The sequence below is a fragment of the Haloferula sp. BvORR071 genome (assembly GCF_000739615.1).
Taxonomy (GTDB): Bacteria; Verrucomicrobiota; Verrucomicrobiia; order Verrucomicrobiales; family Akkermansiaceae; genus Haloferula.
Genome location: NZ_BATP01000024.1, coordinates 160,508 through 187,347 on the forward strand (window position 1 = coordinate 160,508; position 26,840 = coordinate 187,347).

The 26,840-nt window shown below is 56.9% G+C and carries 17 protein-coding genes and 2 pseudogenes; 5 read left to right on the forward strand and 14 right to left on the reverse strand.

What is annotated here, in order from left to right; translation table 11 throughout:
• Window positions 1-21 precede the first annotated feature (21 nt).
• Complete coding sequence (locus BV071_RS13845; RefSeq protein ID WP_265594419.1) at window positions 22-2,694, forward strand: tetratricopeptide repeat protein; 2,673 nt, start codon at window positions 22-24, stop codon at window positions 2,692-2,694.
• 121 nt (window positions 2,695-2,815) lie between these two features.
• Here BV071_RS13845 and BV071_RS13850 read toward each other — a convergent pair whose 3' ends face one another.
• From BV071_RS13850 to BV071_RS13905, 11 genes are all read right to left on the reverse strand, one after another.
• Window positions 2,816-3,454 carry a DUF2637 domain-containing protein gene (locus BV071_RS13850; RefSeq protein WP_265594420.1) on the reverse strand — a complete coding sequence of 213 codons (639 nt, stop codon included), beginning with the start codon at window positions 3,452-3,454 and terminating at the stop codon, window positions 2,816-2,818.
• A 76-nt stretch (window positions 3,455-3,530) separates the two neighbouring features.
• Window positions 3,531-10,469: a DUF3320 domain-containing protein gene (locus tag BV071_RS32950; RefSeq protein ID WP_081885985.1), complete on the reverse strand. Its 6,939-nt coding sequence runs from the start codon at window positions 10,467-10,469 to the stop codon at window positions 3,531-3,533.
• Between the two features lie 488 nt (window positions 10,470-10,957).
• A complete protein-coding gene (locus BV071_RS13865) occupies window positions 10,958-13,543 on the reverse strand; it encodes an AAA family ATPase (protein WP_035608075.1) in 2,586 nt (861 codons plus the stop codon).
• 312 nt (window positions 13,544-13,855) lie between these two features.
• Window positions 13,856-14,122 carry a hypothetical protein gene (locus BV071_RS13870; protein WP_343123402.1) on the reverse strand — a complete coding sequence of 89 codons (267 nt, stop codon included), beginning with the start codon at window positions 14,120-14,122 and terminating at the stop codon, window positions 13,856-13,858.
• 513 nt (window positions 14,123-14,635) lie between these two features.
• Entirely contained in the window at window positions 14,636-15,403 is a 768-nt protein-coding gene (locus tag BV071_RS13875; RefSeq protein WP_265594421.1) for an endonuclease/exonuclease/phosphatase family protein, read from the reverse strand.
• 122 nt (window positions 15,404-15,525) lie between these two features.
• Complete coding sequence (locus tag BV071_RS13880; protein ID WP_081885987.1) at window positions 15,526-17,274, reverse strand: AIPR family protein; 1,749 nt, start codon at window positions 17,272-17,274, stop codon at window positions 15,526-15,528.
• Between the two features lie 136 nt (window positions 17,275-17,410).
• The gene (locus tag BV071_RS13885; RefSeq protein ID WP_035608081.1) at window positions 17,411-17,962 is read right to left on the reverse strand and encodes a bZIP transcription factor; all 552 of its coding nucleotides are present in this window, start codon (window positions 17,960-17,962) and stop codon (window positions 17,411-17,413) included.
• Between the two features lie 128 nt (window positions 17,963-18,090).
• Window positions 18,091-18,810, reverse strand: coding sequence for a TatD family hydrolase (locus BV071_RS13890; RefSeq protein ID WP_052573342.1), 720 nt, complete (start codon window positions 18,808-18,810; stop codon window positions 18,091-18,093).
• Between the two features lie 9 nt (window positions 18,811-18,819).
• Window positions 18,820-20,151, reverse strand: a complete 1,332-nt coding sequence (qatC, locus tag BV071_RS13895; RefSeq protein ID WP_035608083.1) for a Qat anti-phage system QueC-like protein QatC — start codon at window positions 20,149-20,151, stop codon at window positions 18,820-18,822.
• Entirely contained in the window at window positions 20,144-20,641 is a 498-nt protein-coding gene (locus BV071_RS13900) for a hypothetical protein (RefSeq protein ID WP_035608085.1), read from the reverse strand. The genes qatC and BV071_RS13900 overlap by 8 nt, the downstream gene beginning before the upstream one ends.
• 301 nt (window positions 20,642-20,942) lie before the next feature.
• The gene (locus tag BV071_RS13905) at window positions 20,943-22,790 is read right to left on the reverse strand and encodes a P-loop NTPase fold protein (RefSeq protein WP_052573343.1); all 1,848 of its coding nucleotides are present in this window, start codon (window positions 22,788-22,790) and stop codon (window positions 20,943-20,945) included.
• Between the two features lie 330 nt (window positions 22,791-23,120).
• Between BV071_RS13905 and BV071_RS34760 the strand changes: the two genes are divergently transcribed.
• Entirely contained in the window at window positions 23,121-23,519 is a 399-nt protein-coding gene (locus tag BV071_RS34760; protein ID WP_035608087.1) for a hypothetical protein, read from the forward strand.
• 296 nt (window positions 23,520-23,815) lie between these two features.
• Here the strand turns inward: BV071_RS34760 and BV071_RS36135 are convergent, their stop codons facing one another.
• Complete coding sequence (locus tag BV071_RS36135; RefSeq protein ID WP_075090911.1) at window positions 23,816-24,034, reverse strand: hypothetical protein; 219 nt, start codon at window positions 24,032-24,034, stop codon at window positions 23,816-23,818.
• Window positions 24,035-24,215: 181 nt separating this feature from the next.
• Between BV071_RS36135 and BV071_RS13915 the strand changes: the two genes are divergently transcribed.
• The 3 genes and pseudogenes from BV071_RS13915 (at window position 24,216) to BV071_RS13920 (ending at window position 25,764) form a co-directional block, all read left to right on the forward strand.
• Window positions 24,216-25,040: a hypothetical protein gene (locus BV071_RS13915; protein ID WP_035608089.1), complete on the forward strand. Its 825-nt coding sequence runs from the start codon at window positions 24,216-24,218 to the stop codon at window positions 25,038-25,040.
• A 247-nt stretch (window positions 25,041-25,287) separates the two neighbouring features.
• A pseudogene (locus BV071_RS35405) lies at window positions 25,288-25,416 on the forward strand (ATP-binding protein); the annotation flags it as partial.
• Window positions 25,414-25,764, forward strand: a complete 351-nt coding sequence (locus BV071_RS13920; protein ID WP_265594422.1) for a hypothetical protein — start codon at window positions 25,414-25,416, stop codon at window positions 25,762-25,764. The pseudogene BV071_RS35405 and the gene BV071_RS13920, both read left to right, overlap by 3 nt.
• Before the next feature lie 12 nt (window positions 25,765-25,776).
• On the opposite strand, the gene BV071_RS13925 is transcribed toward BV071_RS13920, so the two are convergent.
• Window positions 25,777-26,472, reverse strand: coding sequence for a hypothetical protein (locus BV071_RS13925; protein WP_035608091.1), 696 nt, complete (start codon window positions 26,470-26,472; stop codon window positions 25,777-25,779).
• A gap of 23 nt (window positions 26,473-26,495) precedes the next feature.
• Window positions 26,496-26,840: pseudogene (locus BV071_RS13930) on the reverse strand (hypothetical protein); the annotation flags it as partial.

Below are 26,840 nucleotides of genomic sequence, written 5' to 3' on the forward strand. Positions count from 1 at the left end.
GAGAATCGGTAAGGCTCCCCTGTGCTCGAACGCGAACCATTGATCAGTAGCATTGCCTCCCGGCTGTCCTGGCTTTCCGGCTATCTCAAGCTTCAGGCTTCTCAGAACCTCACTTCGCCTGCGGTCCTGGCGGAGGATTTTTTTTCCAGGTTGCTCAACATGGTTTTCGATTGCGATCTGGTAAACGCAAATACACTCAAAAGGAATTACCCGGGCATCGATCTTGAAGATGCCGCCCGGCGGCTTGCATATCAGATTACCATTGATGATTCCGGCAAGAAGATCCGCGAAGTTCACGAGATGGCGGTTCGAACAAAGATGTCCGAACGCTACGATCAGATTGTCATCTTCTTTCTTGTCAACAAGAGCCCAACACAGCCGAAGGCGTCCGCAAACTTCGAGCCTTGCCGGGATCCTGCCATCCGAACCACGGATCTCTCGGAATTCCTTTCGCATGTCCGCACGCTAGAACTGGATCGTATCGCCGCCGTCGAGGCGTTTCTCCAGAAGGAAATCCGCATTCCCGGCAGACCGGCTGGTACCGAGCGGGAGTTGGTCTACAATCTTCCGTTCTCTTCGATCGGGCCGCTACTTAAAGGCCGGGACGAAGTTTTTTCTACATTGCGGAAACACTTCGACGAACCAGCAACGGAGAATTCGTCTTCAGGGGCTCGCAACCATTCGGAAGGGGGGCGACCCGTCGTCATTCATGCCTTGGGTGGCGTGGGCAAAACCCGCCTCGCGGTTGAGTATGCCTGGCGTCACAAGAATGACTACCGGGCTTTGTTCTACGTTTCGGCATCGGAGCCTGTGACATTGAAAGCGCAGATTGCTGCTTTAGCTTCACCGGATCTAATGGGTCTTCAACCGGTTGCGGATTTGGAGGAACAGTACTCTAACGCTCTTCAGTGGTTCCGGGACAGAAGCGGTTGGCTTCTGATCCTCGACAATGTGGACACGCGTGAATCTATCTCTGCAATCCTTCGATTGATGCCTAATTTTGTCCGCGGACACGTTTGCATTACAAGTCGTAGCGCTGAATGGCCCGCAAGCGTGTTTTCTATCGATCTGGCCTTTCTCGAAGATGATGATGGTCGCGACTACCTCCTTGAATCGACTCAAGGATTGCGAGCATCGACGGGTGATGACGGGAACCTTTCGGGCAGACTCTCGGCTAGGTTAGGAGGGCTCCCCCTGGCATTGGAACATGCAGCTGCCTACATCAAGAAACTGCGCCTCGGATTTGCGGGATATTTGTCGAAGCTGGATACAGCGGCAGCCGCTGTCCTCGACTGGAGAGGAGCAAGCATGGTTGAATATCCGGTATCCGTTGCACAGACCTGGCTGGTTACGTTCGGTGAGCTCTCAAAGTCTGAACGCCTCCTTTTAGGCATGCTTTCGTTCGTTGATTCGGGAGCGATTCCCCGATGGTTGTTCAGCGGCTCCCAAGCGGGAGAGAGCATCGAGGAAGTTCTAGGAGGGCTAGCTGTATGGCATTTTGCGACATGGACCGGAGATGGGACCGGTTGCACCATTCACCCACTTGTCTCCGAGGTAACGCGACATCAGATTTCCAGCAGCCAAAATCAGGCGCTCTTTCTGGAAGGGCTGAAGAGGCTTGTCGACAGCGCTGAGATCGGCAATCCTCAAGATCCAACCCGTTGGGACCGCTGGGACGCTATCCTTCCCCATGTAATCCGGATGGTCGAACACCTGGAGGTCGAACAAATGTGGCGTCCTGCAATTGTGTGGAAGAACCGGGCAGCCGTTTTTGAGCAATCTAGAGCTCACTATGAGTCGTCGGCCCGGATGTTGGATCAAGCCTGGGACCTTGTTCAGCTCAGACTTAGGGAGGAGGACGATCTTTATACCACTGTGCTCAACAATTGGGCGGGCGACCTAAGATTGAGGGGGCAGTTTGACGAAGCTGAGACTCTATACCGTCGCGCGCTGAAATTAGCGGAAATGCAGTATGGTCGTCGTCATGACCAACTGGTTGTTCCGCTTAACAATCTCGGAGAACTACTACGCGCCAACCACAAAATCGCAGAAGCACGCGATGTTTTCCGCCGCGCTCTTGATCTTGTTACTCTCTCCGAGGAAACGCGGAAGTCGATGCTGTCGATCTGCCTCAGTTCTCTGGGGGAAACCCTCTTCGTTCTAGGTGAGACGGAAGAGGCGGAGTCTATGCTCAGGAAGTCGCTTGAAGCGGACGAAAAAGAGCACGGTAAGAGCAATCCTTGGCAGACGGTTTGTTTGAACAACCTGGGTGAGCTACTGAGGCAGAGTGGCCGTTTAATCGAGGCAGAAGATGCCTTCCGCCTCGCATTCGATCTGGACACAGAATATCGTGGAAAAAGTCACCCCCATGTCGCCCGAGTTCTCAACAATTGGGCGTTGTTGAAAGTGGCCCACGGGCAACTGGAGGATGCGGAATCCAAACTTCGGCAGGCTGTCCAGATCGATCAGGACGCTTTTGGGGCAAATCATCCGACTTTGGCTCCTGACTTCCTCAATCTTTCGGAGATTCTCTTTCGACAGAAGAAGTATGCCGAAGCTCTTTTCTTCATAGAGAGAGCGGTCTCAATCTATAATGTTCACGGCGTCGAGGGTGGTCATGTGCCTCCAGAAGCGTCCGTGGCGGCCGACCTCATGCAAAGGATACGAGAGAGAGTCGATTCTCCTCCCGATTGACGCCTACTTTTGTCGTCGTCGAAGCGGAACTGAGGATCGGCTCCTGCGTAGTCCGTTAAAGGCTTTGTGGTAGGAACAGACGCCGAGATCGTAGCGGTCCGAATGGCTGTTCCGGAGGGCGTCAGGAAACCCGAACCCGGTCGCGGAGATAGCGAGAGATCGTTGCGGGGGATACACCGAGTTCACGGGAGATGGCTGCGTTCGACATTCCCTCCACTGCCAGGGCAAGCGCTCGCGCCTTCCGTTCGCCCGCCTCTTCAACCGGTGACGTTTCCCGTGCGTCCCGCGGTATCTCGGAGCGTTTTGGGCGTGCGGCAGGTCTCTTCGTCGTCGTGTGGGGCTTGAACTGACGGAGAAGGCTCTCGAACGCCGCAAAGAGCAAAATGGGCGGGAGGCTTGCGATCGCGGCAGGGACGATGCCCTTCTTCGCGTGTGCCACGTTGAACGCCACCGACACCAGAGTGATCACCACAACCAGCGAGAAGAACCAGCGACGGTCCTTCTCTGCTCCCCTGGCGGACGCCTGGAACGCCGAAAGCGAGAAGATGATTGCGGCTCCGTCAACCAAGATCGGGAGGAGCCAGGCTGCGCTGGCAGAAAGAGCGCCCGTCTCAATCGCTAGGGAGCGGAGTGCCTCATAGGAGAGGGCAAATGAGGCCACGCCAAGAAAGCCCACCATTGCGACGGTCGCTCGCGCGACCCAGCGGCTGCCTTCGAAGTTTGCAGGAGAATCAGCAGTGAGATTGGAAGTGTGCGTCATGCTCCAAAAAAGCATGGCGTACAACCATTCGTCCGCTCCCATCGCCGTTGAAGGCCGCGAAGTTTAAATACTCGGTTCAGTGGCTGTCTGCTGGATCGCTCTCCAGGCGCAATGCCTGCTCAAGGCGCGACCTCGACGAGCCGGATAGACGACGAATCCCGAAGATTCGCGCAACCTCGATCGGTAGATCAGTACCTTTGACTGCACTGGCGGCTGCCCTTAGCTCTGCGAACGAAACCTCCTCTAAACTGCGGACTTGCTCATCTGCTGAATGGCTACGGTAGGTGCTCCAGGAATCGGCCGCGTCGGAATTTGGCCAGATGAAGGAAGCCCCATCGGGATCTTTCCGACAGTGATGATTCTGGTGGGCTAACGTCCGGATACGCTCCCGAATCAGATTTCCTGCTCGCTGAAAGCCGTGCAATCTTGCGATCCGCTGGATCAGGAGATCCTCGTGGATCGGAGCCTCAGCCTGAACCGTATGGGCGATTAGCTCGGCCAGGCTCGCATCGTAGCCCTCGCTGTGGAAATGATCGGGCCGAACGATATCAGACACGATACTGAAGTCAGCAATGCGATAGCTCAATTGTGGCGCTGCAATTCCAGTTGGCGATGCTGCTAGCCCGTCCGGGCCAGCAAGAGACGCAACCTCCTGTTCGTCCGATTGCAAGGCGACAGCTTCGGCTGCCTGGTGCAATAAGGCTTCGGCTTTCACTTCGTTGATGCGAGCCAGCAGCTTGTTGATCTCTCCCTCCTGATCATGCCACCAGTCAGTGGACCAGATTCGGTGGAGCTTCCACCCCAAGTCCTCAAGAACTGCTTGGCGGAGCTTATCACGATCTCGCGCGGTAGCCGCTCGGTGATAGGTCGCGCCATCACACTCCACACCGAGGAGGTAGCGGCCTGGGTTTTCAGGGTCTACCACGGCAAGGTCGACCCGGTAGCCTGAGCATCCGACTTGATGATGCACTTCAAACCCATTGGCACGAATTCGGTCTGCCACCATACGTTCGAACTCGGAATCAGCCTCACCACTGCCTGAAGCTTGGGTCGCAGCAATCAGGGCTCGTGGGCCCCGGTCAGCGTAATCCAAGAAATACTTCAGATCTCTAACCCCGCGGGCTCGGCTGCGGGTCAAATCGATCTGGTCCGCCCTGAGGCCGCTGAAAACGAGCACTTCATGTTTCGCCCGGGTCACAGCCACGTTGAGGCGGCGCTCGCCACCGTCCCGATTGAGTGGGCCGAAATTCATCGAGATCTTGCCCGCTTCGTCCATCCCGTAGCAGATCGAAAAGAAGATCACGTCGCGCTCGTCCCCCTGGACGTTCTCCAGGTTCTTCACGAACACGGATTCACCCTCGACGGGGGGCTCGTCGCCGAAGTGCTGCTCGATCTCTGGGAATTTGCGACGTTCCTCATCCAACAGGTTTTCTATGAGCTGCTGCTGGGCTTGGCTGAAAGTCACCACCCCGTAGGAACGGCGCGCCGCCCTTTCGTCGCGGAGCCGCGAAGTTAGCTCCTTCACCAAGGCTTCTGCTTCGACCCGGTTGGTGCGGGATTTTCCCTTGTCGTACCGCGCACCCGCCAAGTGACGGAACCGTACGCCGCCGTGGGCCATTTCCGGGGACGGGAAAGTGAGCAAGTTGTTGTCGTAATACTGGCGGTTGCTGAACGTGATGAGACCTTCATGGCGGCTCCGATAATGCCATTGCAGACGTTTGTGGCGCAGCCCGTGGGTCATCAGTTCGTCAAGGATGCTCTCCAAGTCCTTGTGCTCCTCTGGCGTAATGTCGTCCTCGTCGTCGCTACCGCCTCCGCTGAAGAAGTTTGTCGGGGGAAGCTGCTTCGGATCTCCTACAATGATAAGCTGCCGGCCACGGGCTATGGCACCAATCGAATCCCATACCGGAATCTGGGAAGCCTCATCGAAAATCACCACGTCGAAGCTCTCATGTGAGGCTTCCAAATATTGGGCAACCGACAGCGGGCTCATCAGTACGCACGGTTTCAACCGGGGAAGCAGCGTCGGGATCCGCCCGAGCAGTTGGCGAACCGGGATGTGGCGCATACGTTTGCCGATCTCCTTTCGGAGCAGCCCGATCTCCGCCTTCGGAATGTCGTCATCACCACGATCACGGGGAATGCCCGCAGCGAGGCGAGCCCGGATAAGATCTCGGGAGAGATTCGCGAGCTTGTCGTCCAGTTCACGAAATCGCTCGATCCGCTCGTTGTGTTCGCGGCCAAAGAATTCGCGGAGCGCCGGCTCTTTTTCGATGACGGCAAATAGCATCGCCCGTCGGAAGCTCCGCTCAAAGAGGCTGGGAATGTCATCCACCTGTCCATCCGTCGACTCCAGTCGGGCTACTACGGTCATGAGCCCCATGCCAACCGACTCCCGGCGGGCCCTCTGCCAGGAGCACCACTCGCGGATTTTCGGCCACGCTCCAGAGGCTCTGTCCGAAAGGGCGAGAATGGTGGCCAGATGATCTGACGAAGTGTCGATCCTATCGCGCCGCAACCGGACCTCGTGGGCAAACGAATCCAACGTGACGTGCAAGGAAGCAAGCGCTTCGCCAAACTGCGCCATCCTGGTCCCGACAGCGGTTTCCGGGGCATAGGCCAATGGCCCTTCGGTGAATAGGCTCGCGAGGAGATTTCGAAACTGTGCGAGCCAACCAAGGTCATCTCCGGCAAAGGCAAGCACCCGCGCATGGAGCTTTCCTCCCCACTCGCGAGCACGCGTCATGGCTTCGACCGAGGGTTCTCCCTTATTCCAGATGATGCCAAGGCACGCCTGCGCCACTTGCGCGGCCGTAACAAACCCAGAGTCGATGGCGCGAAGCCGGGGAGCATCCCGCAGGAAAGCCGACAGCACTCCTTCGACTGCCGTAAAATGATGCGCGACCTCGTCCAGTGCTGACCGTCGCAAGGATGAAGAGCCCACGAGTTCACTATAAGCCGAGTCGTAGCCTAGAACGGTTTGCCGCACCGCAGCGAGACGGCGCCCGTCGGCAGCGCTCGGATGAAAAGCCGCCGGGCCAGACGGAAGGGCCCCGGAGAGCACGGCACGCATATCCGCAAGCCAGCCGGCGTCATCTCCAGCAACATCGCCCAGGCGCTGGTGCAGAGTTTCACCCCATATGCGTATCCGGGCAAGGTGATCGGCATTGGGTTCCCCGTTTTGCCAACTCCTTCCAAGCAGAGCGACCGCAGTGGGACCGGCTTTCTCCATCTCCCCATTAATGGTTCGAAGGCGGAGGGCATCAGTCACGATGTCTCCCATCTTTAGAGCATCAGGTTTCACCTTCTCGGGCAGAGCTATGCGCAAGTGCTTCCTGACAAAACCCAAGTGGAGCATCTTGGGGAGAAACCACGCGGACTGGGACTTCTTCCACCTTTCGTCCAGCACATCTAGATCGAGCGCCAACAGCTTGTTCTCGTCGTATCCTTCTAGACGCTGTCTCAGCTCCACACGTTCCACCGTCAAGGAGATCCACCGGTTCAACTCATCGGACGATTTCTCCCACAGTGCGGTCGAAAACGCGGCACCTACTTCCTCGCTCGACAGCAGGGCTTCACTGAGATCCGTCAGCCTCAGCATTCTGGCCCGCGTCGTTGCGGTTCTCGGAGCCCGCAGCCAAACCATCACTTCAGCGACGGCGACAGACGCGTCCTTCAACAGAACCTCCAACTCGCGGCCCTTCCGGAAAATCATCTCGGCTTCCCCCGAGGACCAGTTCTCGCAGGGAAGCGTCACCGCACCCTCGGCCTGTGGCTCGTGCAACGGCGCAAGCGAAGTCCGCAGGCCATTCCGCTCGCGGGCCATGGCTGTCCATTCCTCAAGATCAGACGATAGCTGGGACCATGAGGTTGTGGCAAATGCATGCCCCACCGGCTCTGGCGCTTGCAGGCATTCGATGAGGGAAAGCAGGCGCGACAGCCCTTCACGCGAGAGCGCATCGGGAAATTTCATCCAGTCGAGCAAGTCGCGGGTCGAATTGATCGCGGCACGACTGTCCAAGCCCAGTTTTGCTGCGAGGTCGAACGTCTTTTCAGCCCAACCCGGCGACCAATCCTCGCAGGCTAAGGGCTCTAGATCGTGGTCCACGAGCGGAGCGAGAGGACGGGATCGCTCCTGCATCAGCCGGGATAAATCCCGGGCGCGGTCCAAGGTCTCGGCGCTGGTATCGAGAAGGTTGACCCATTCGTCCAGCCGAACGGTCGGCTCGTCTCTCCGCGGCAAAAGGTAGTCGAAGCAATGGTGCGCGCTGAGCCCACATGGAAGGCGACGATGCAACGCCCGGGTGTAACTATTTAGCCCGGCTCGAAGTCGCTCCAGCTCAGCGGCGCGGTAATCCCAGTCATCGGCAGCTGTCTCTTCCGCAAACTTCAGACTTCGGTCAAACTGCGCCAATACGTCAGCCTTGCCCGTCTTGTTGGAGTGAAGCTCAAGACAGAAGGGTTCGAGTCCGTCCTCCCGCAATCTCCGGTGCACCACGTCCAGAGCGGCCCGCTTTTCTGCGACAAAAAGCACGCGTTTCCCGGCAGCCAGGCAGTGTGCGATGATGTTTGTGATCGTCTGCGACTTTCCGGTGCCGGGAGGACCTTCGAGCACGAAGTCATGACCTTCCGCGGCAGCCATCACGGCAGCGAGCTGGGAAGAGTCGGCGCTGCGCGGGCAAAGCACCTCCCGGGGGTGGAAGCGGTCGTCCAATTCCTGTGCGCGAATGTCTTCCGATGGGTTCGAAATCGGCGTCCCTGCCTCGTGGATGAGGTGTCGCACCACTCGATTCTTGGTCAGGTCGCCTAAACGGTCGGCGAGGTCTTTCCAGAGCAGGAACTTGGTGAAGGAAAATTGGCCGAGCCAAACTTCCGTTTTCACCTCCCAACCCGCAAGATCGCGAACGGCGTCGCGGAAAATCCTAAGTACCGTCGTGACGTTCACACCGCTTTCGTCCTCCGGCAATGGATCGAGCCCCGGGATCTCTTTCCCGAAATGCTGGCGCAGCATTTCCATTAGCGTGACGTTGAGGCGGGTTTCCTCGTCGATCCGGCGAAGCGTGAAGCCTTCCAGCACCGACTTCCTCTTCAGCTCTACTGGCACCAGAAGAAGCGGGGCCCGGTGAACTCGATCACTATGTTCGGTCTCCCTCCACTCCAGAATGCCCACCGCGGCGAAAAGGGTGTTTGTGCCGTTTTCATCCAGCGCGTTCCTTGCGGAGCGGAACAACTCGGTAAGGCGGCGCGCATGCTCGCTCTCCTCAAGGTGCGTATGCAGCCGCCCTTGCTGGAGTTCCTCCCGCAAGTGGTCGTGGAGCGCGTCAGCCCGCTGTTCGCGGGTATAGACGGTAGCGCTGCGAGGGTCATCATCACCCATCAGCTTCGGCTTCGCTCGAAGCGACAGCTCACGCTCCGCTGCGAGTTCGTCTTCGACGTGCTCCGGCTCCGATGAGAGGATGCGAATTGTTGATTTGGTTTCCCGGAAATTGAGAAGGCGATTCCGAAGGCTTAGATCCAGTAACCGGCTTTTCCATAGATCGATCCTACTAGCCGGCTTGGCGGGGCTCGAAATTGGAAGTACGACCTCGTCTGGAAACTCCCGGTGCCCGAAACCTTCGGATGTTGAGCTTCGGTGCAATTGTCCTGCCGGGCCATGGGCGATGGGACTTTGTCCGGGTACCGGCAGCGGACGGATCCGGGCGGATCGTGAAGCATAGACATCCAGAGTCAGGCGGAACGACTTCTCCTTTTCCGATTCGAGATGAGGTTTTGCCAGCTGCTCGGCATCGTTCAAGGTGCCAGGCCGCTCGCCGGTCACGGTCGTCGTCTCGAAAACCGTGATCAGTTCTTCCTTAACAAGCTTCCGAACCTGCTGTAGGTCGTCGCCCGCCGGTCCAGGCATGCTTCTTTCTTCCAGCCAACATCCTGCATAAGCGTGACCCTCGTGAATGAGAACGAAGGGCCGCAGCCCGGCCTGTTCGCAACATGCAGCGAAGAGGAGCGCGAGATCCAGGCAAGTGCCAAACCTCTGACTGAGCACTTCCGACGGGGAGCGCACCTTCTGACCTGAATTCTCGAAACTGGCTGCCGGATTGATGTAGCGAATCTCTAATTCCCCGATAGCCTTGTAGATCGCCGCCAACTGCTCCCAGACCCGACTCCGGCTTTTGTCCTGGTAGCCGTTGAGCGATGAGCGTCCGGTCGATTCTTTCAGGATTTCTGAAGCCCTACCGAGAATGGTCATCACCGCCGGGTCGTTCGGTAAGACAAATGCTGCTAGGATCTCGGGCAGTGCTACCAGCCCGCACCACTCGTTCCGCGCAAGAAGGCTAATCGGCTCAGTGAGCGATTGAACAATCTCCTCGCCCTCGACCATCTCTACTTTTAGCCAGCCAGTCACTCTCTCGCTGAGGCCTGCAAGGAAATCATGGCTCAGCTTTACTTCTAGCGGCGACACCCGAAATTCCGCTCCGGGTTCGATGGACTGCAGCCGGATCTCCACTGAGGGAGCAAAGGCTGGCTCTGCCGTCACTCGCAGCAACAGGTTTCTCCTCCGCACTCCATTGTTCTGTAGATGCAGCTCCTTTACGACCGGGATTGCGTTCTGCTGAAACGCGTAGTTGATCGAATGGTCGTAAGTTAGAGAGAGCTGTGGATACGGAGGGACAACCGTGACGGTCTGATTATCGCCAACCAAGACTTCGCCATCTTTCAGAATCCGGATTTGGACGTCACTTGTGGAGATCTCCGGCAGCTTTAGAACAAAATCCCGATCAATCTCCGCATTCAACTCCTCGACTTGCGACGCAGACTGAGGAAGGAGTTCGCGGATTTCCTTGATCAGGGGGCGGATGAGAGCCGGGTGTGAAGAAATCTCCACGATCAGGCCATTCAATGATTCGTTACCGTTGTTGGAGACCTCCAGCCTGCACGATAGAACTGCCAAGGAGGGGAACATCGAGAAATCCAATCTCGATTCGATAGCTGCGTTGAGATGAAGCGTGGGGTGATTCATTTTCGAATCGTGGGAAGGGTTGGGAGGATCAGGGTGATTTGCCGCCGTCACATTAGGATCCTAACTGGAAGTTGGCCAGCTCAGGCATCTGCCGGACAAGTTCGCGCAAATGTGTGGCGGGCAAACAACAGCACCAAAAATTGCGTCCGAGCTGGCTAGAGAAAGGCAAAATAGTCTATTCACTTGGATCGGGTGAGACTGACCGTAAACGACTATGGCGTTAGGACTCAAGCCATGATCCACCCCGAGCGCACAACAATCCATTCACTCGTAGCCCCCAGCTTACCCGGGCTGGCTCGGAGTGACCTTGGTTGTTCCCCCGCCGGTCAACGGCTGGATCTGAGTTGGTGTAGGGGTGGGTAGGGGCTGGCGGCAAAATTGGGCGTTCTCGACCGGGAGTTACTCGCCCAGAGCCTCGAGCTCCGCGATCCGCTTCGCCAAGCTGCCTACCATGCACCCCACCCGCGCGTCCCAGTTCGAACTTCGGCCTAGTTTGCGATCGATTTGTCCGGAATCTGCCGACCACTGAAGTCCTTATACCACTTCGACATGCGTTTCAGATCTTCGTAGACTTCATCCGGAGGCGGAACCTCTATGGGGACGTCATCGGAATGGCTGTGCATAAAGCCAGAATACTTGGTCATCATCTCTTCGATGAGGTCGCAATCCGAGTGCTGGATCCTCAGCAGCTTCGAGAGTTTGTTGTTCTTCTTGTCGCCGGTCATCACACTCTTTCGGAACCGGAGGACGATTTCGTCCAGCAACACCACCTCGACGCTCTTCTCCACGATGGTTCGGAACTCGCTGCACGTTGCCCGCCCCAGAGACTCGTATGCTTCGTAGCCCTGTTCGTTGAAGACCTTGGCTGCCTGCTTATGTTTTTCGATCAGCACGTTGAGCCCTTTCTCGGGTTTACCTGAGTAGGGTTTGATGGTGCTGGGTTGGCCGCAGACTCCCCGATACGAGCGGATGGAAATTTCTTCGCTTTCAGCGTCAGGCGAGTCCACCACCATGCTTACGAGACTCAACCTGTGAGTGAAGATGATCACCTGCCTTGTTTTGCTGAGTTCAATGAGTCGGCTGACGCACGCTCTCTCGAATTCGTAGTCGAGCGAAGAGATCGGATCATCGAAGACGAACGGCGCTTTGTGGCTGTTGGTTTCCGAGTCGGCCAGGAAGGCCGCGAGCGACACGATCCTCTGCTCCCCTTCGCTCAGGACGTGATTAGGGCCGGAGCCCGTCGTAGTAAGGCCAGAGAGCTGGATTTTGTATTTTGACTTCCCCTGCCGGGCGGGGAGTTTCACCAGCTCAACGCTGATGTGTCCTGCACTCAAGTCTTTCAGCTCACCGTTGAAACGATCAACGTAGCCTTTGGTCAGGTACTTATCGGCCACGGCTGTGGATCGAAGCGTGATTCCACGAGTCCCGGTCTGTCCCACCCAACGAGAATACTGGGCGAGTGTTTTTTGCCGGGAGTGCTCATCGGCAATGGCAACTGACTGCTCGGACGTCCACTTTTTCGCCTCCAACTCCGCCTTGTCCTGTTGGGCCTGTTTGCGGTCGAACTGCTTGGCGTCGGCATCAAGCTGCACCGCATCTTTTTCCAGCGTCGCGCTTTGATACGTGAGTTCCGAGAGCAGGGAATTCGTGGCAGTTAGATCCACTTCCGGAAAGTCCCCGCCGGCCAAATTCAGCAATGCACTGCCAATTTTCGCCCATTCAGTTTCGAGCTTAGGCAGCCATGTTTGCGTATCCAGTCCCGAAGCTTCGAGCGATGTAACGAGGTTGTCTTTCGAAGGATGGACAGGGAGATTCTTCAACGTATCCTTCCATGATTTCTCCGCTTGATTGGCGGCAGCCTCGAGCGAGCTGACGACGAAGTCTTCGAACGCTTTGAGGCGTGCTTTGGCTGACTCATCGAGGGACTGGTGGCACAGGACGCATCGAGCGTCATCGGTGAGGACTGGAAACTCCTGCTCCGGGTATGCCGAGCTGACGGAATAGGCTTTTGCTGCCGACCACATGGCTTTCCAAGTGTCGGTGCCAATTCCTTCAAATTCGCTGGTCGATACCGTGGCCTTCGCGCCTTCAACCGCCGCGGCTCGCTTTGCGTCTGCGTCCTTCTTGAGCAGTTTCCTCCGCTCCAGTTCTTCCGGGGCAAATAGCTTCGCCGCGTCTGCTAGGACTGACCTTAGCTCTTCGATCTGAACCTTCGCTTTGCGTTTGCCGGCTGCCTTGGCGGATGGATCTTCGGCTTTGAGTCTGGTCTCCAGGCTGGCGAGTGCGGTGGCGTCCTCAGAGGTCCACTTGTTGATTTTCTCCAGCTCTTGATGTGTGCTCGTCGGGCTGATCTTGGTGTAGATTCCGGCCACTTTGGTTCCCGTGTAATTTGCCGGAAGCGGGGGGAGCTTGGAAATGATTTTGTCCTTCTCGTCGTTTAGCCGACTCTTCAGGTGTTCGGCGGCTTTCACGAGGTCTTCGAAGAGTGCTACCGCCGGAGGCGTGTAAGTGGCTTCGCTTTCGCTTTCCAAATACAGGCGTGCGGCCGGCGTGTCGAAGATGTCGAGGTTTAGAAAATCCTCCACTGGATCGCCATCGCCATCCCACTCATTCGACACCGGGTTGCCGTCTAACAGGTAATCGAATATGCAGCGTTTTGGACCTTCAGGTTTCGCAAAGACGTTAGCTTTCAGTGCGACTGCGTTGGGCTTGCCGCTAGCCTTTTTAAGAATCCGGACGTAGCCGGATTTCCCCGCACCGTTGGAACCGTAGATCACTACCAACTGCTTCTCGCCGAAGTTGAGCGGGGTTGTCGGAGCCAGGCGGTCGATACCGGAAATCGGCCCGATTGCCCTGAGCCGGATCTCCTTAGATCCCGACGCGGCCGAGCTTACGATGGGAGGAAATTTTCGCGGGGTGGCAGACTTTCCAGCGGGTTGCTTCAGGATCGCGAGCAGATCATCGTAGTCCTGCTTTTTCAGCTCAGAGTTCTGGAGGAGGCGAAGGGCGGCTTCTTGCAGCCATTCGTCCTGACCAAGGAGCCATTCAACCACATCATCATTTTCGGGAGGCATTATGCACTATTCCCCGAAATCTCCTCCTGAGGTCAAGAGTTGTTAATCGCGGCAGGATCTCTCTTCGTTCCTCTGGGCTACCAAATGACACTTTCTAAGCCCCTAAAACGTTCGATAGTCAACTTTCGGATCAGGCCACGAGCTATCATTGCTCTATAGATCCAATCCAAACCGTGCCCGCCAAGCATAGACCCTTGGAATATCGTCAGAGTAGCCCTGACATTCCCCCGAGCTGAATTCGCATTCGGATAAGGGATGCGTCCAGCCGTCGAGATCGAGCCGTATAGCAGCGGTTTTTTTGGCTCGAAAATCCTAGAGACTCGCCTTCAGCTTCTGGAATCGAGCTTCCAGCGCATCCAGTTCCTTCCGCTTGGCCGCGATCACTCCGTCGAGCTTCGACAGCTCCGCCAGCACACTCCCACGCCCCGCTGTCGCCGCTGTCGTGCTTCGCTTGCGGCGGTCGCCTACCTCACCCCCGCTGCTCTTCAGCCACGAACCGACGGTGAGCTGGCTTACCCCGAATTTCTTGGAGGCGGCAGTCGCTCCACCCCGGCCGTTCACTTCGTTGTGAGAATTCACGAAGTCTACGACGGACTTCTTTTCTTCGGCACTGTATCGCTTTCCTTTGGTTGCTTTCTTGGCGGCCATGAGGTGAGTCTGTCGCCTCTTTCTCCGATTATACAAGTAAGCGTTTTCCCGTCACTGCTGTCCAGCGAGCCAGGCCATCCTAGGCGGCGAAGTCTGCGAGGTGTTGATTACCCGCCGTGTTGATAGCACCGACCATTGGGTGAAGTCGTCATTCGCTGGCACCGGTATCCTTTTTTGGTGTAACCGGAGCACTGTACCGAAGATCGACTATAGCTGGATCTTGCCGCATATGACGATCCGCTTTGATTGCTGCTTGAAGAGCTAGAGTGTCGGCTGTGGTTAGGATCGGCAAAGAGCGTCTTTTGCTGATGATCCACACCTGGCGAGCCCGAAGCGTGACCGGCGTTGATGCCAACTGGCTTTTGTTGTGCACATGAAGACAGAAGGGCGAGTAGGCCCATGCAGACTATGGGCAAGTAGGGGGAAAGCATGATTGAAGGGTGGTTAGAGAGAGATTTCGAGAACGACCGGCAGATGGTCCGAAGCCTTCGCGGCCTTTGGAGACGACAGCGGCCTCCCGAGCCCCTTGGTCCAGAAGTAATCGAAACAGGCGGCCGGGTAGCTACCTTTGCCCGGACAGGTGATACGGTCGCGATGTTCGATTCCTTCGAAACTCCAGCTGAAGCCCGCCTTCCGGAGAAAGCTGAACGTTCGTTCTCCCGGCGACTGGCCAGCCGGTGTGTCCGGATCGTCGGTGTTGAAGTCGCCTCCGATCAGCAACGCGTCGGGTTTCACCAGTCGCTCGTCCTTGGATTCAGTGTGAGCGATCAGTTGCCCAATTGCGTCCTCGCGCTTCGACGTGTTCTCGGGCGGGTTTCCCAAGTTTGACTTCAGGTGGAGGCAGTAAACTCCGAGCCGCCTTTTGCCGACCAGGAACGACGCGTAGGCGTAGCCGCGGGGAGCGCCCGCCCAGCCTCTCTGCCAGGGCTCCGACCAAGCAGCGTCGGCTGGGATCTTTGCGGCGATCACCAGCTGTTGGCCGGAAAGAAAGTTTCCCTGCATGAACCGGGAGACCACCGCGACCCTCCATTCCTTTCCGAGCGGCTGAAGCGTCTCTTCGATGACAGCCTGGGAGTTCACCTCCTGGAGCAGTAGAATATCAGGATTGAGCTTTCGGATTTGGTCACGGACCTCTTCGATTCGGCGGGTTTGTTCCTCCTTTGGCGCACCATTCCTGCCCCCTGGAAACCATTCCAGGTTCCAGGTGAGCACGCGAAGTGCATGGGCAGGCTCCGCCATCAGCGGGCACGTCCATAGCAAAACCAATAGCCTGAGGGCTGCGCCTGACCAGATGCGACGACTACTAGTCAGAGACCATACAGGGCTTGAAAGCTTCATATCTGGAGTTCTAGCTGTCCGTCGGAAGGCTTTGAATCCGGACGCAGCGGGTTGGTGATAGCGAGGAACATCGCCTCACACTTTTTCGCGTTCTTGAAAAATGTCGGTACAATTGCATTCGGATGATGACTTTCTAAATACCGTGTCATCAGCTGCACTGCAGCAATCACCAAGCCGCCAATCGATTTTGGATCTGCGAATGACGCAAAGTCGCATTCAATATCATCGATTGCGGACCGCGGTAGTTTGTTCCAAACGAATCCGGCAATCAGCCGATTTGCGTGGATGCGGATCATTCCCTCAGGTATGTCAGATGATGCAGAAATGTGGAAATTGTATATCGAACGATCAATTGCTCGTTGCAGGCGTACATAACGCCACAGCCGCCACCCGTCCAAATCAGCGCAAAATAGGTCGGTGTATGGTTCCGTTTCAGTGCTCTCCCATAGCTTTCCGATCTCTCTCTTCAGTTGCACTAGCAATTTCACTTTCGACGAAGCGCATGCGAGCGCGGTGATGGCCTCTACCAGATCGAAAGAATTTTCAGACCGAACGAATCCTTCTTCCCTCCCAACTTGATACTCAATTCCTTCGATGGCTAGGTCTGCTTTCAATTGTCCTTGCTTCGGATCCAAGGTTACAAAGTCACGGGTTTCGATGCGATTCTGGCGATTGTTAGTACGGGTGACGTCATCCTCAAAAGGCTTGTTTCCATCGGTGACGATAATTCGGACCGCAACGTATACGCTGTCCAAAAGGCTCTCATTCTCAAGACCTACCTTTCCGAGAGAAGAGACAGTCTGCGCTCCGTTAACGACGCTGACGTCCTTGCAGTGGAATGTGGCGAAATCTTTGTCTCCCCCTCCCGCCATCGTGCGCTTGGCCGACTCGGCCGTAATGGTGATTCCGTTGTTAAAGTACCAGAACGCTTCTGGGTTGCTCCAAAGAGTCCTTTGAATTTCTGTATTTACGTCGGTGTCCCCGAGGACATTGCGGATATTCTTTGAGAAGAGCTTTGAGCGGTGAGATTTCCACCAGCTGGCGACTTGGCTGCCACTGACTTGTCCGTAGTAGGCCTTGTGAGGCTCGTCCTTCTTCCCCCAACTTTTTAGGCCAATTGCAAGTTCTATGGGCGTCCCCGCTACTCCGGCAGCGAGAGAATTGTAAACCTCAACTTGCCCCCACGACACTAAAGAAACGACTTCGCTGGTGTCGTTCATTTCGCCGAGAATGTCATCCATGTTGCGGACTGCATGTACCCCCATTGCGTCAGTTGCCGTTGAAACGATAACCAGGACGTAAGTAGACGCCGGGTCATTCAGTGCAGACTCAAGGGTCGGCCAATGTGGGCCAAATTTTTCGCTAAATCTGTCCTTGGCTCCGTTGAACAAATCGCGAACTCCATCAGCAAATTTTTTAGTTTCCCCACTGTCTGGAGCGCCGGAGCCCTTTTCTCTCCACTTGGATTGGACGATAAGGAGACGCTTTTGCTGTGGATCATGGTAAATTGCGTCGATGCCATTATCGTTCTTTCCATCGGTGATGGCTAGGGCCGCGATTGTTGGAGAAGTTTCACCTAGGACTACGATGGCGTGGGCGGCTAAGGCTCTTGTGAGAAACTGTCCGCTCGCTGGAGTGCAGTCGCTACCGCAATCACTGATGTCTATTAGGCTAGAGAAGGTGGTGGCCAGTCTCTTCTTAATGTTTGTGACCTGGATTACTCCCATGTTTGCTGGGCGCAGCATGCGCCTGGGCGGCGCTCATAAGCAAGGGCGTCGTTCAGCGACTCAACTGTGCCGTATGAGCCAAGGTCGGAATGCGTCCGGCGATTTCGAGGGTTGGCTTAGCGAAACTCAAAGTCTCGACTCGGCGCGTTTTCTTTTAGCCGCCACATACTTTGCACGCCGTCCCTTCCGATGCTGAGCCGCTATGGCCGTTACCGGTTCCGTAGAAGCGGCAGCGTGAATTGTGGCGCTTCCCTGTGGAGCTGATCCAGTAGCCTCCGGCTTGTGCCGGCTGGCTCGGGGTGACCTTGTTGGTTCCGCCCCCTCCGCCGGTCAGCGGCTGAACCTGAGTGGGGGTAGGGGAGGGTGGGGCCTGGCGGCGAAGTTGAGCGTTCTCGGCTCGCAGGCGCTCCACCAGTGCCTCCAGTTCCGCAATCCGCTTCTCTAGCTGGGCGACGTTCGCATCGGCCGCAACTCCGAGCTTCTTCCGCGAGTCGTCGGTCAGCCTGTAGACCGGGACGCGGATCACCCCGTAGTCGGTGATCAGGCTGAGTTCTCCGTCCTTCACGCCACTCACGGTCCCGGTAATCGAGTCACCACCGACCAGCGACAGCTTGACCGGTTCCCGTTTGGCCTCGGTGGGCTGTTGTGCGGCGAGCGGACAGTGCGCCGCCAGAGCAGCGACTAGCAGGAGGGAGAGGTGTTTCACTCGATCAGTCTAGCTCGGATGCTCCCGGGGAGACAAGGCGTCTGTGGGCACTTTGTGCAGGCGAACCGGGGCCCAATCGGCTGGGTGCGCCCCGTCATCGCAATATCCAGGTCAAGAACCATGAAGGCCTAACAGGTAATATCGCGTGCTGTACGGCAGCGCAGAAAGTTCCTAGAGATCAACCCCTCTGCTTCAGGGAGGGTTATTCCCCAATGCTTTGCGACGGTCGAGTAAGCATTGGCAACTGCGAGGTGAGGCGATTCCGTGAGAAAGGGGGCATCCGATTCGATGAGAACCCTTTCTGCTGGAACTTGGCTGAGTAGCGATTTGTGCCTCCCCGTTAGCATCCGAAGGTTGAATGACATATAGTGACCAGCTTGGATTACTTCTTGAGCCAAGGAGGGAGCGCCAGTGAAATAGTGGAAACAGACGGGGGCTACTCGGGCTTCAGACAGCATCTCCAGAAGTTTCTTAGCGGACTCACGACTATGCACGCTGACGAATTTTCCGCCTTTAAGGCTAGGTAATACTTCCGCAAACATCTCTTCTTGGAGAGCCCTTGTCGACTTGCCGTCCCGCGAAAAGTCGAGACCGATCTCCCCGATGTATTCGGCCGCTTTCGCGAGCTGAATGAACTGCGCAAGCTCGCGCTTTCCCTCCCGTGCGCGCAGCGGATGCAGTCCCAGCGAAGCATGAATGTTGTCATAGGCTTCGAGGTGGGGGAGGCTCAGCTTGTAGTGGCTAGGAAGCATCGTAACCGATACGCACTCCATTTGTCGCGACGTGAACTTCGAGATCGCATCTAGCGGACGATCATGGAGATCGATGTGGCAGTGAGTATCGATCATTTGGAATCCTCAAAGGAGATTGACGCTGGCCAGCCATCCTTTCAATTCCGTTCTCAGACGAACGATCAGATCCACGTATTGATCCTTTCTCTCTAATTCGAGATACCCGTTCGATCGCATCTTCCGCCAGATCGAATCTGCATCGATATCCGACTTTACGAAGTCGACAACAGTTTGAAGATCGCTATTGGGTCTAAGAATATCGGAGGTTCCCCATCTGTTGCGGTCGGACACAGTACATCCGAAGGCCTCTTCATCAAAAGAGGCAGACGCGACGGCGGCTTGGCGGAAGATGCAGGGCACGCAATGACCGCAGGCTGCGGCGTGTTTGTCATGCCAGTGGATCCGGCTAAACCCCCGCTTGCCGCACGATACGGAGTCCTCGTAAACGGAACGGAGGAAGCTCTGGTTTTTGCACGAGGCCAGAACCTCCCCCTTGGTCTTGAACTCGTAGGGGTTCTCTACCTTACAGGAAAACCCGAGTTCCCTGAGCAGCTGATTGAACAGATCGATGAAGTGGGGATGGACGGTTCTGGTGCTAAGCGATCCGCTTCTAGCCGGGGAGAGAGGGTAGTTGATCGCGATGGCACCGTTTTCAGGTATCAGGATGCTCACGTCTTTGCCGAGGAACGAAGCCGCGAGCAACCCGTTTCCTAGGAACGTCAAAGAGCGGCTTCTGAAGTTGATGTCTTCGCCTTTGTTCTGAAGACCGGAGCGAGCAATGAAGCGGCTAATTCGACCCGGATACGCAGAATTCAATTTTGGAAGTAGGCGCTCTTGGTCGGCTTTGGCGTTTTCAGCGTGCGCGTCGTATGTAGAGGCTAAAACGAGCGATTTGGTTGGATTCGTTTCAAGCCAGTCGATGATTCCTGAGATCGAATCCAAGCCTCCCGAGAAGAGCGAGACGGCGGAACCGGTAATCTTTCTCTTCTTGTGAAAATCTTTCCTCGTTCGGCTGAAGGTCGAGCCGAACAGGGGGTGTTTTTGCTTCCGGAAGCTGATCCTCCAGATGTCTCCGGTGAGAAATTCGAGCATCTTCTCGATTGTTTCCGCTGAGCCGCGCCATCTCGACGGGAGGGTGACGGGGATGTCCACGGCGATCTCCCGGGTCCACCGGTCCCCGTTCCCTGCGTCCCTTTTCAGCAGCCTGTCGCAGCCGTAAATCAAAGCACAGAAATATGCGAACTCGCCCGCCTCGGTGGGAAATGATCGGTTAATTCGGGCATAGTCCTCGATATTGAATGAAAGCTTCTCCGGCTCGCGGCCCTCGGTGCTCAGGTAGACCGCGGCCCCGGAATGGAAAGGACGTTCCACGGTTGTGTTGACAGCGACTTCATTCATCTCCAATGAGTATGTTAAGGACCTCCTGATTGATCTGGTCGGCGATTGAAAGGGCTTCGGGACTCTTCCAGTCTATAGAGGATAGATCTCGCTCCTTCGCGAGTTCCTCCGATACGAGTGTGCGAATAAGGTCCCGCGACTCCTTGAAGAAGCGGTCGCACTGGGATTGCGGAATTTTTTCTCGAACGAATCCGCCTTCTTTCTGCTCGAAGTTCACGGCGAGCACATTTGCAAAGAATGATTGGAGGTGACCCTCTATGTTGTCGGGGCTTTCGCCGAGGAGTCTGTCGAATTCTTCGACCGTTTCAGCATCCTTGCTGAGTTCGTCTAGCGTCCTTGCCATCGCTTCGGTCACGGCCGCGTCATCGAGCAGTCCACCGTCCTCACAAAGCCTATCGAGAATGGCATCGAGGATGTCTTGGAGCGGCTTGCCTATCAGGTCCCCAAGGCCGAAGCTCGTCAGTGTCGGACCCAGTCCAGAAGAGGCCACTCCTGACAGGAAGGATCCGAGTCGAGCGCCAGCGCCTGCCGACCTAGCTCTCGCGGTGGCCCCGCCTCCACCTCCGCGGCCTCCCGTGGTTCGCCCCGCCCTGGAGATGCCTCCTGTGGTCGCGCCCGCGCGGCCCGTCGTTCCGGTATTGATGAAGCTTTTATAAGCTCCCGCGAAGGCACCAACGGCATTAGAGGTGGCCGACTTCGTGGGTGGACCCTTTGAGACAGCTTCGCCGACCTGGTCGTTTACGCCCGGCCATTTAGGACTGTCGTATGACTTGGATGTTCCCATGGGATGTTTACCTCTTCGGCGATTTTGGGCTGATGGTTCTTCCGATCTTGGTCTCGGTAGCGCCTAGTTCGAGGATGACTTGAGCAACTATCTTGCCGGCTGGTGTATCTGAAGAAGGCCTTGCATTTCGGAGCTTTACCCCCAGCCCGGCGTTGAGGTTGGCAGCCCCGATTTTCAGTGCGCTGGATCTGAAGGTAGTGGCGGCGAGCTCTGAACCGACCAGTGCTAGTCCCAAGAGTGAGTCCAAGGGAGTTTGGTTGTCTGGATCCTGCATTGCCTTCTTCCCGACCATCGCTACGACTCCCGCCTGTTCGTCTTCGGAAAGCGAGCTGAAGAAAGCGTTTCGATCCGACTGAGGTTGTGAGTCGGAGAGCATTGCGTCGATGCAGTGGCGCATGGCTTGGCTGAGGAGCCTAACCCCCGAGAGGGTGTCGCTGACAGAGCTTCGGGAGAGCCAGAAATAGTCTCTTAGGTCCTCGTCTGCTAGATTTGGCTCGGATTTAGCCCACTTCCAGATTCGGGAAGTGCGCCAACTCGATAGCTTCTCATCGAGTTCATCGGGGCTAGTTGCGGATTCGATAGCGCGTAGGACCTCAACCGTGCCGTCGGGGGTTAGACGGTGCAGGGCGTATAGGTCGTCAAAGCGTTCGGAGCTTATGTATTCCAACACCATCAGCTTGACCAAGACGTGATTCTTGATGTGCGAGAGCCCGGCAACATTTCCGAACTTTCTGCGGAGCCAGTAGGCGTTGAGGAAGCGCTTGATCTGCCGTGGGTTTCCCTTCAGGCCGTCAGTAATGGCGTCCGAGCATGCCTCTACCAGGCGCACGCTCTCGATCAGTTCGGACTTTTGAGGACCTTCAGGGAGCGCTTGCAGCGGCTCATCGAGAGGAAAGGAGCTGTAGCGCTCGCGAGATAGGAATTCAGAGTATTGAACCAACAGGCCATCGAAGGTGGAATCAGGAAGATGCTTCTTCAGGAACAATAAGCTCATGTAGGACCGGACCTCGTGGGGTGCCAGCTTGGGAAGCGTGTATGGGACCTGGATCAGTTTCTCTAGGTAGTCAGTCACGAGGGCTTCTTGCTGTGCCGGGAATTGTTGTTCCCCAGAGAACAGGGATGAGTATCTAATTCTGATCGCGTTCTCAACAATTCGTCGGTCTGCTGCTACAACGAACGCGGTGCTCTCCACGTTCAGAAAGAGCTTTACGGCTTCCAAGTTCTCAATCACACGCTCGGGCGAGCATCGGTCGAGATCGTCGATGAGAATCACAAATGCCTTCAGTCCCGTCTTCTCGATGAGGGATTGGAAGTCCCTTCGGAATGAGCGGACGTTATGAACGGCTTCCTCCACGTCCTTAAGATAGTCGGCGGGATTGGCAGCACCGTCGTTGGGCCCGGATTGACCTTTCGTGTCGTCTTTGGGCTCAATCGGATTTTCCACTGCGGCTAGGGGAAGCGGATTAGCGGTAACGTAGGCGAGGCCCGCTGCCGCGACGGATTTGAGAACTTTCATCCAACGGACTCTCCTCAAGAGAGACCCGATTTCATCTTTGACTGCTTTGTCCCATTGCCTCTGGTCCCGCAGCTCCGTCAAAAGCGACGTTAGAATAGCCGATTTGGCATCCTCGTAGCCTTCAAAAACCCAGCTGTTAAAGTATATGACGGCGAAGTCGGGATGCTCCGCAAAGTTCCGCTTCAAGATCTTGAGGATACTCGATTTGCCCCCTCCCCAGTCACCGAAAAGCCCGATCGTCACCGGGAGCATCTCAGGGTCCGTCACAATTTCGCCAATCAGGTTTGCATGAACTGAGAAACCAAGTAGGTCTTCGTCGGTCTCATTGTCGGCCCACATACTTTTTTATTTGGGGTGTCGGGGGTAAGCTAATCGGTCGCAAAGCTCTCTTCACAGTCGATATAGCACTTGGGAATGCTTCAACCAGGCGCGTGCGGGCCATCAGCCAAGGGTTAGCAGCGGCGGGTCCGGATGGAAGTTAGAAGTGAAAGATCGTTGGTATCGCAATATGGGACAATTCTCACTGCGCGATATTTTGCCCGCTTCGACATCTGTCATGAGCAAGCTGGAACGAAAGGACACCTGCGGGCGATCTCGGCCCGGACTTGGCTACCGCAATGGAGGTCATGCGAGTGCAAGTTTGCCGACAAACCACCGCCGAGCCGCTGCATGGAATCTAACACCGGTAAGTATCCCAGCGAAGCCCAAAAGCGGGATGAATTGGGGGACGAACGGGGCAAGGTCGACCTCCACACCAAAAGCTTGGCGGATATGCGCGAGACGGCTGTCCACTGCCAGCCAGAAGGAGACAGCCGTGACGAGGGTGCCGACAATGAGAGAAGCTACAAAAATCGTGATCTCGACGATCAACGGAAGGGAGATGAGAGCGAGATACTGTTTACGACGGTAACGTGGCATTGTTGTGGGTTGTTATTTGGGCTAGGCAGCTCGGGCTGCTACTTTTCGCGCGATCCTTCGACCAACCACCGCTCCGCCGAACGCGGCCAGGGCGACGCCGCCGGATACGATGCAAAGGCCACCGAGCATAGAACCGCCGACGAAGCTTAGGCCGGATGCGATTCCGGCACCAGAAAGACCAGAAACTGCTCCTCCAGCGGAAATGACCGCGGCCGATCCTGTCATTCCTGCTCCAGCACCACCGACCGCGCCAATCGCGGCCGCAATATTCTCCGTATGGGTCTTCATGGTCAAAGCACGATGTTTAACAAGGCCGGAGGCCTGCGACGACTACAGAGGGCTCCTCCCATTCTAACCACTTACTCCGAGCCGAGACTTGGATCTGGAGCGACTTCAGTCCGAGCAGCCGATGGACCGTTTCCACAGGCTTTCGCGGCGAACTGGATCTAGGAAGTGTGGCAGGGCTTGCAGCAGTAGTAGCACCCGTTGATCCTTTCCTTAGGCCAGCGCCTTTTTGCCTCCGCTACCGCACCGTGACAGGAGGTGTGAAATCCGAGTTCGATCTGGTTTTCTACTTTCGGCATGTAGGTGCAACCATTGGTCTTATCATGAACTTCATAATCGCCATTGGCCTGCTGGTTCTTATTGATGATGTACTGGGGCATAATTTCGATTTGGTGAAGTAATTGGGCATTTCCGAATCACCCGGCGTGGAGGAATTATTTAAGAATTGCGAAGTAAGTGATCCATCGTAGAATCCCGATGTGGCGAAAATGACGACGGGTGCAGTTTGCGCCGCATTCCGGAAATTACCAGTGGAAAATAACGAGTGAATCGTAATTAACGATGGGTAACGAAACACGGCTAGAGAATTGGGCGGCGCAGGAAAGGCTCCGAGCCGTAGAACGCGCGTTGTGGTGGCGCGGATGGATCGGGAGGCCAGATCTCGTGGAGGTCTTTGGGATTTCGGCAGCTCAGGCGTCGAGCGACCTTCAGAAGTATCTGGAAATCAACCCAGGGGCGATGGTCTACCAGATGAGCCGGAAGCGCTACGAGGCGACTGAGGCGATGGGGTGTGTTCTGCACGCGCCGAGGCTCGAAGAGGGAATGGCCGCATTCCTTCAACAGGGCGGGCTCGGGATGCTCACTGCGGGCGCACCGAGTGATGGCCCGCTAGTTTCAGTAGTGAGACCACCGAAGCGAAAAGTGCTGCCCGAGGTGGAACGGCGGCTGTTTATCGCCGTTGTTCAGAGGAAGAAGCTGCGGGTTAAGTATCACAGCGTAAAAAGCGGTAGGGACGATTGGCGATGGTTGGCCCCGTGCGCTTTTGGGCACGATGGTTTGCGATGGCATGTGCGAGCCTGGTACCAAAAGCGCGGAATACACGGTGACTTCGTAATCGGCCGTGTGAGCGATGCTGGGTGGCCTGAGGAGATTGGGACGGAGGAAACGCCGCCCCGAGATGAAGAATGGGAAACCTTCGAAGAGCTTCGTTTTCGCATCAATGACAGCCTCAGCCGAGAAAGCCAGGCGGCTCTTCGGTTGGACTACGGCACCGCCCCCGACGGCATACTCAACATTACCTGCCGGCGTGCGATGGCGCAGTATGAGGAGGCGATGTTGAGGGTGCCCACTAACGGAGAGTTCCCCACCCACTTTACGAGGGCATAGCGAACAGCAGCGTTTAGCCGGGAGGGGAAGAAGCCATCCCGACACCTCCCGCCTCGGTCCGGATCCGCGGTTCGGCGAGTCTACCGATAGCGACTCCCGGCTTCCTGGCCTTTCCTGGCTCCTACCGGTCGCAACGTGCCCCCGAGCCCAGAAGAGCCTTTCCCGATGGCTCTCCAGTCATCCTAGGCGTTGACTTCCAGATGGTTGAGGATTTCATGCTGAGGATCTCCCCAAGCAGAATCCGCATCCCTGTGGCTACTACGGCGATAGTAGGCGGCAGTGCCGCTGCACTTCGCGGCAAATTGAGAACTACCGCCGCCGCATCTCCGGCCCCTTGCTCGACCGCATCGACCTGCATGTGGATGTTCCGCTGGTGGAATACCGCGAGCTGTCGGCGGCCAGCAGCGGCGAGAAGTCGGAAACCATCCGCGCCCGCGTGATGCAGGCCCGCGAGATCCAGAAGCGCCGTTTCCAAGGCACCCGGACCTCCACCAACGCCTCCATGAGCGCCCGGCAAGTGAAGGATCACTGCAAGCTCGACGACTTGGGCAATGGCTACATGGAGCACGCTATGGGCGAGATGAACTTCTCCGCTCGCGCCCATGACCGTATCCTCAAGGTGGCTCGCACCCTTGCCGACCTAGGCGGATCGAATGACATCCGCTCGGACGATGTGTTGGAGGCGATCCAGTACCGTTCGTTGGACCGGCAGCTATTTCAGTAGCCGTGTGGACCATCAGGGGTTCGCTGCCGCCTGGGCAGGAGGAAGCTGATCCTGATAAGTATTGATCTTCGGCCGTCCGGACACCGGGTCGACATACGCGAAGATCAAATACCGCATCCCCGGCAGGAAGCGCAGCGAGCTTTCGTTGGCGATCCGCCACTTGTCGCCGTTGAGGAACTCGAAGATCACCGGTGCCATGTTGAAGTCGTCGCGCTCCTTCGGCATCGCATAGCCGTGGGCACCGGCGGCCTTGAGCATGCCCTTGTGCTCGCCGATGACGAAGCGGATGTCACTGGTGTAGAAGTTCGCGACATAGGCCCCGCCGTCCGGGAAGCTCTTGGCCGAATCCTCGATGACGAAGACCCGCCAGCCCGCGGAGGGCGGGGCATCGGCTGCGGCCTTGTCGAGCCGCACGAAAACGACCAGCGCGGAGTTGACTCCAGATGGGATGCCAGCCGTCGCCATCGGCTTGCGGTCCGCCGCGGAGATGAAGGGGATCTTGCCGTCCTTGGCGGTGCAGGTGATCTTCTTGGACAGCGTCGAGGTCGGCAGCGGGCAGGCGATCTCCTCGCCCTTGCCGCCGACAGCGATCGCCGCGGCATCATCCTTCACGCCGAAGGCGAGGAAGCGGCATTCGATCGGACGTGCATCCTGGGCAAAGGCGGTTGAGCCGATGACGGACAAGGCGAGGGAAAGGATCAGGCGCATGGCTGGTTTTGTGGAAGACGATGTCAGATCTCACCGGAGCTCAGCCAGCGGAAAGAAACAATCTCGAAGCGCCGGCCGAAGTGCTTGTTGGCGTCGCTGCTCAGCCCGGCCGCCGCGATCTCGGTCTTGTCGGCGGGATCGATGTATTCCGGGATCCGCTGCACCACCGCTTCGCACACCGCGGTGGCGGTGAGCTTGTTGTTGGCATCGCGCGCCTCGCCGTGGGCGCGGATCGTGAAGGTATCCGAGCGTGGCGTCGCGGCATTGCCGAACACGGTGAGCAGGTCGGCCTGGCTCAAGTATCCCGGTGCGCCCTGATAGCTGCTGCCGATGCCCGCGGCGGGGTTGCGGTACTTGTAGGTGCTGAT

Coding starts and splice junctions, on each gene's coding strand:
- BV071_RS13925 (WP_035608091.1), bottom strand. CDS start 26,472: ATGCGCCTGATCCTTTCCCTCGCCTTGTCCGTCATCGGCTCAACCGCC.
- BV071_RS13880 (WP_081885987.1), bottom strand. CDS start 17,274: ATGCTGCGCCCAGCAAACATGGGAGTAATCCAGGTCACAAACATTAAG.
- qatC (WP_035608083.1), bottom strand. CDS start 20,151: ATGAATGAAGTCGCTGTCAACACAACCGTGGAACGTCCTTTCCATTCC.
- BV071_RS13890 (WP_052573342.1), bottom strand. CDS start 18,810: ATGATCGATACTCACTGCCACATCGATCTCCATGATCGTCCGCTAGAT.
- BV071_RS32950 (WP_081885985.1), bottom strand. CDS start 10,469: ATGAATCACCCCACGCTTCATCTCAACGCAGCTATCGAATCGAGATTG.
- BV071_RS13915 (WP_035608089.1), top strand. CDS start 24,216: ATGGGTAACGAAACACGGCTAGAGAATTGGGCGGCGCAGGAAAGGCTC.
- BV071_RS13905 (WP_052573343.1), bottom strand. CDS start 22,790: ATGTGGGCCGACAATGAGACCGACGAAGACCTACTTGGTTTCTCAGTT.
- BV071_RS13865 (WP_035608075.1), bottom strand. CDS start 13,543: ATGCCTCCCGAAAATGATGATGTGGTTGAATGGCTCCTTGGTCAGGAC.
- BV071_RS36135 (WP_075090911.1), bottom strand. CDS start 24,034: ATGCCCCAGTACATCATCAATAAGAACCAGCAGGCCAATGGCGATTAT.
- BV071_RS13850 (WP_265594420.1), bottom strand. CDS start 3,454: ATGACGCACACTTCCAATCTCACTGCTGATTCTCCTGCAAACTTCGAA.
- BV071_RS34760 (WP_035608087.1), top strand. CDS start 23,121: ATGGAATCTAACACCGGTAAGTATCCCAGCGAAGCCCAAAAGCGGGAT.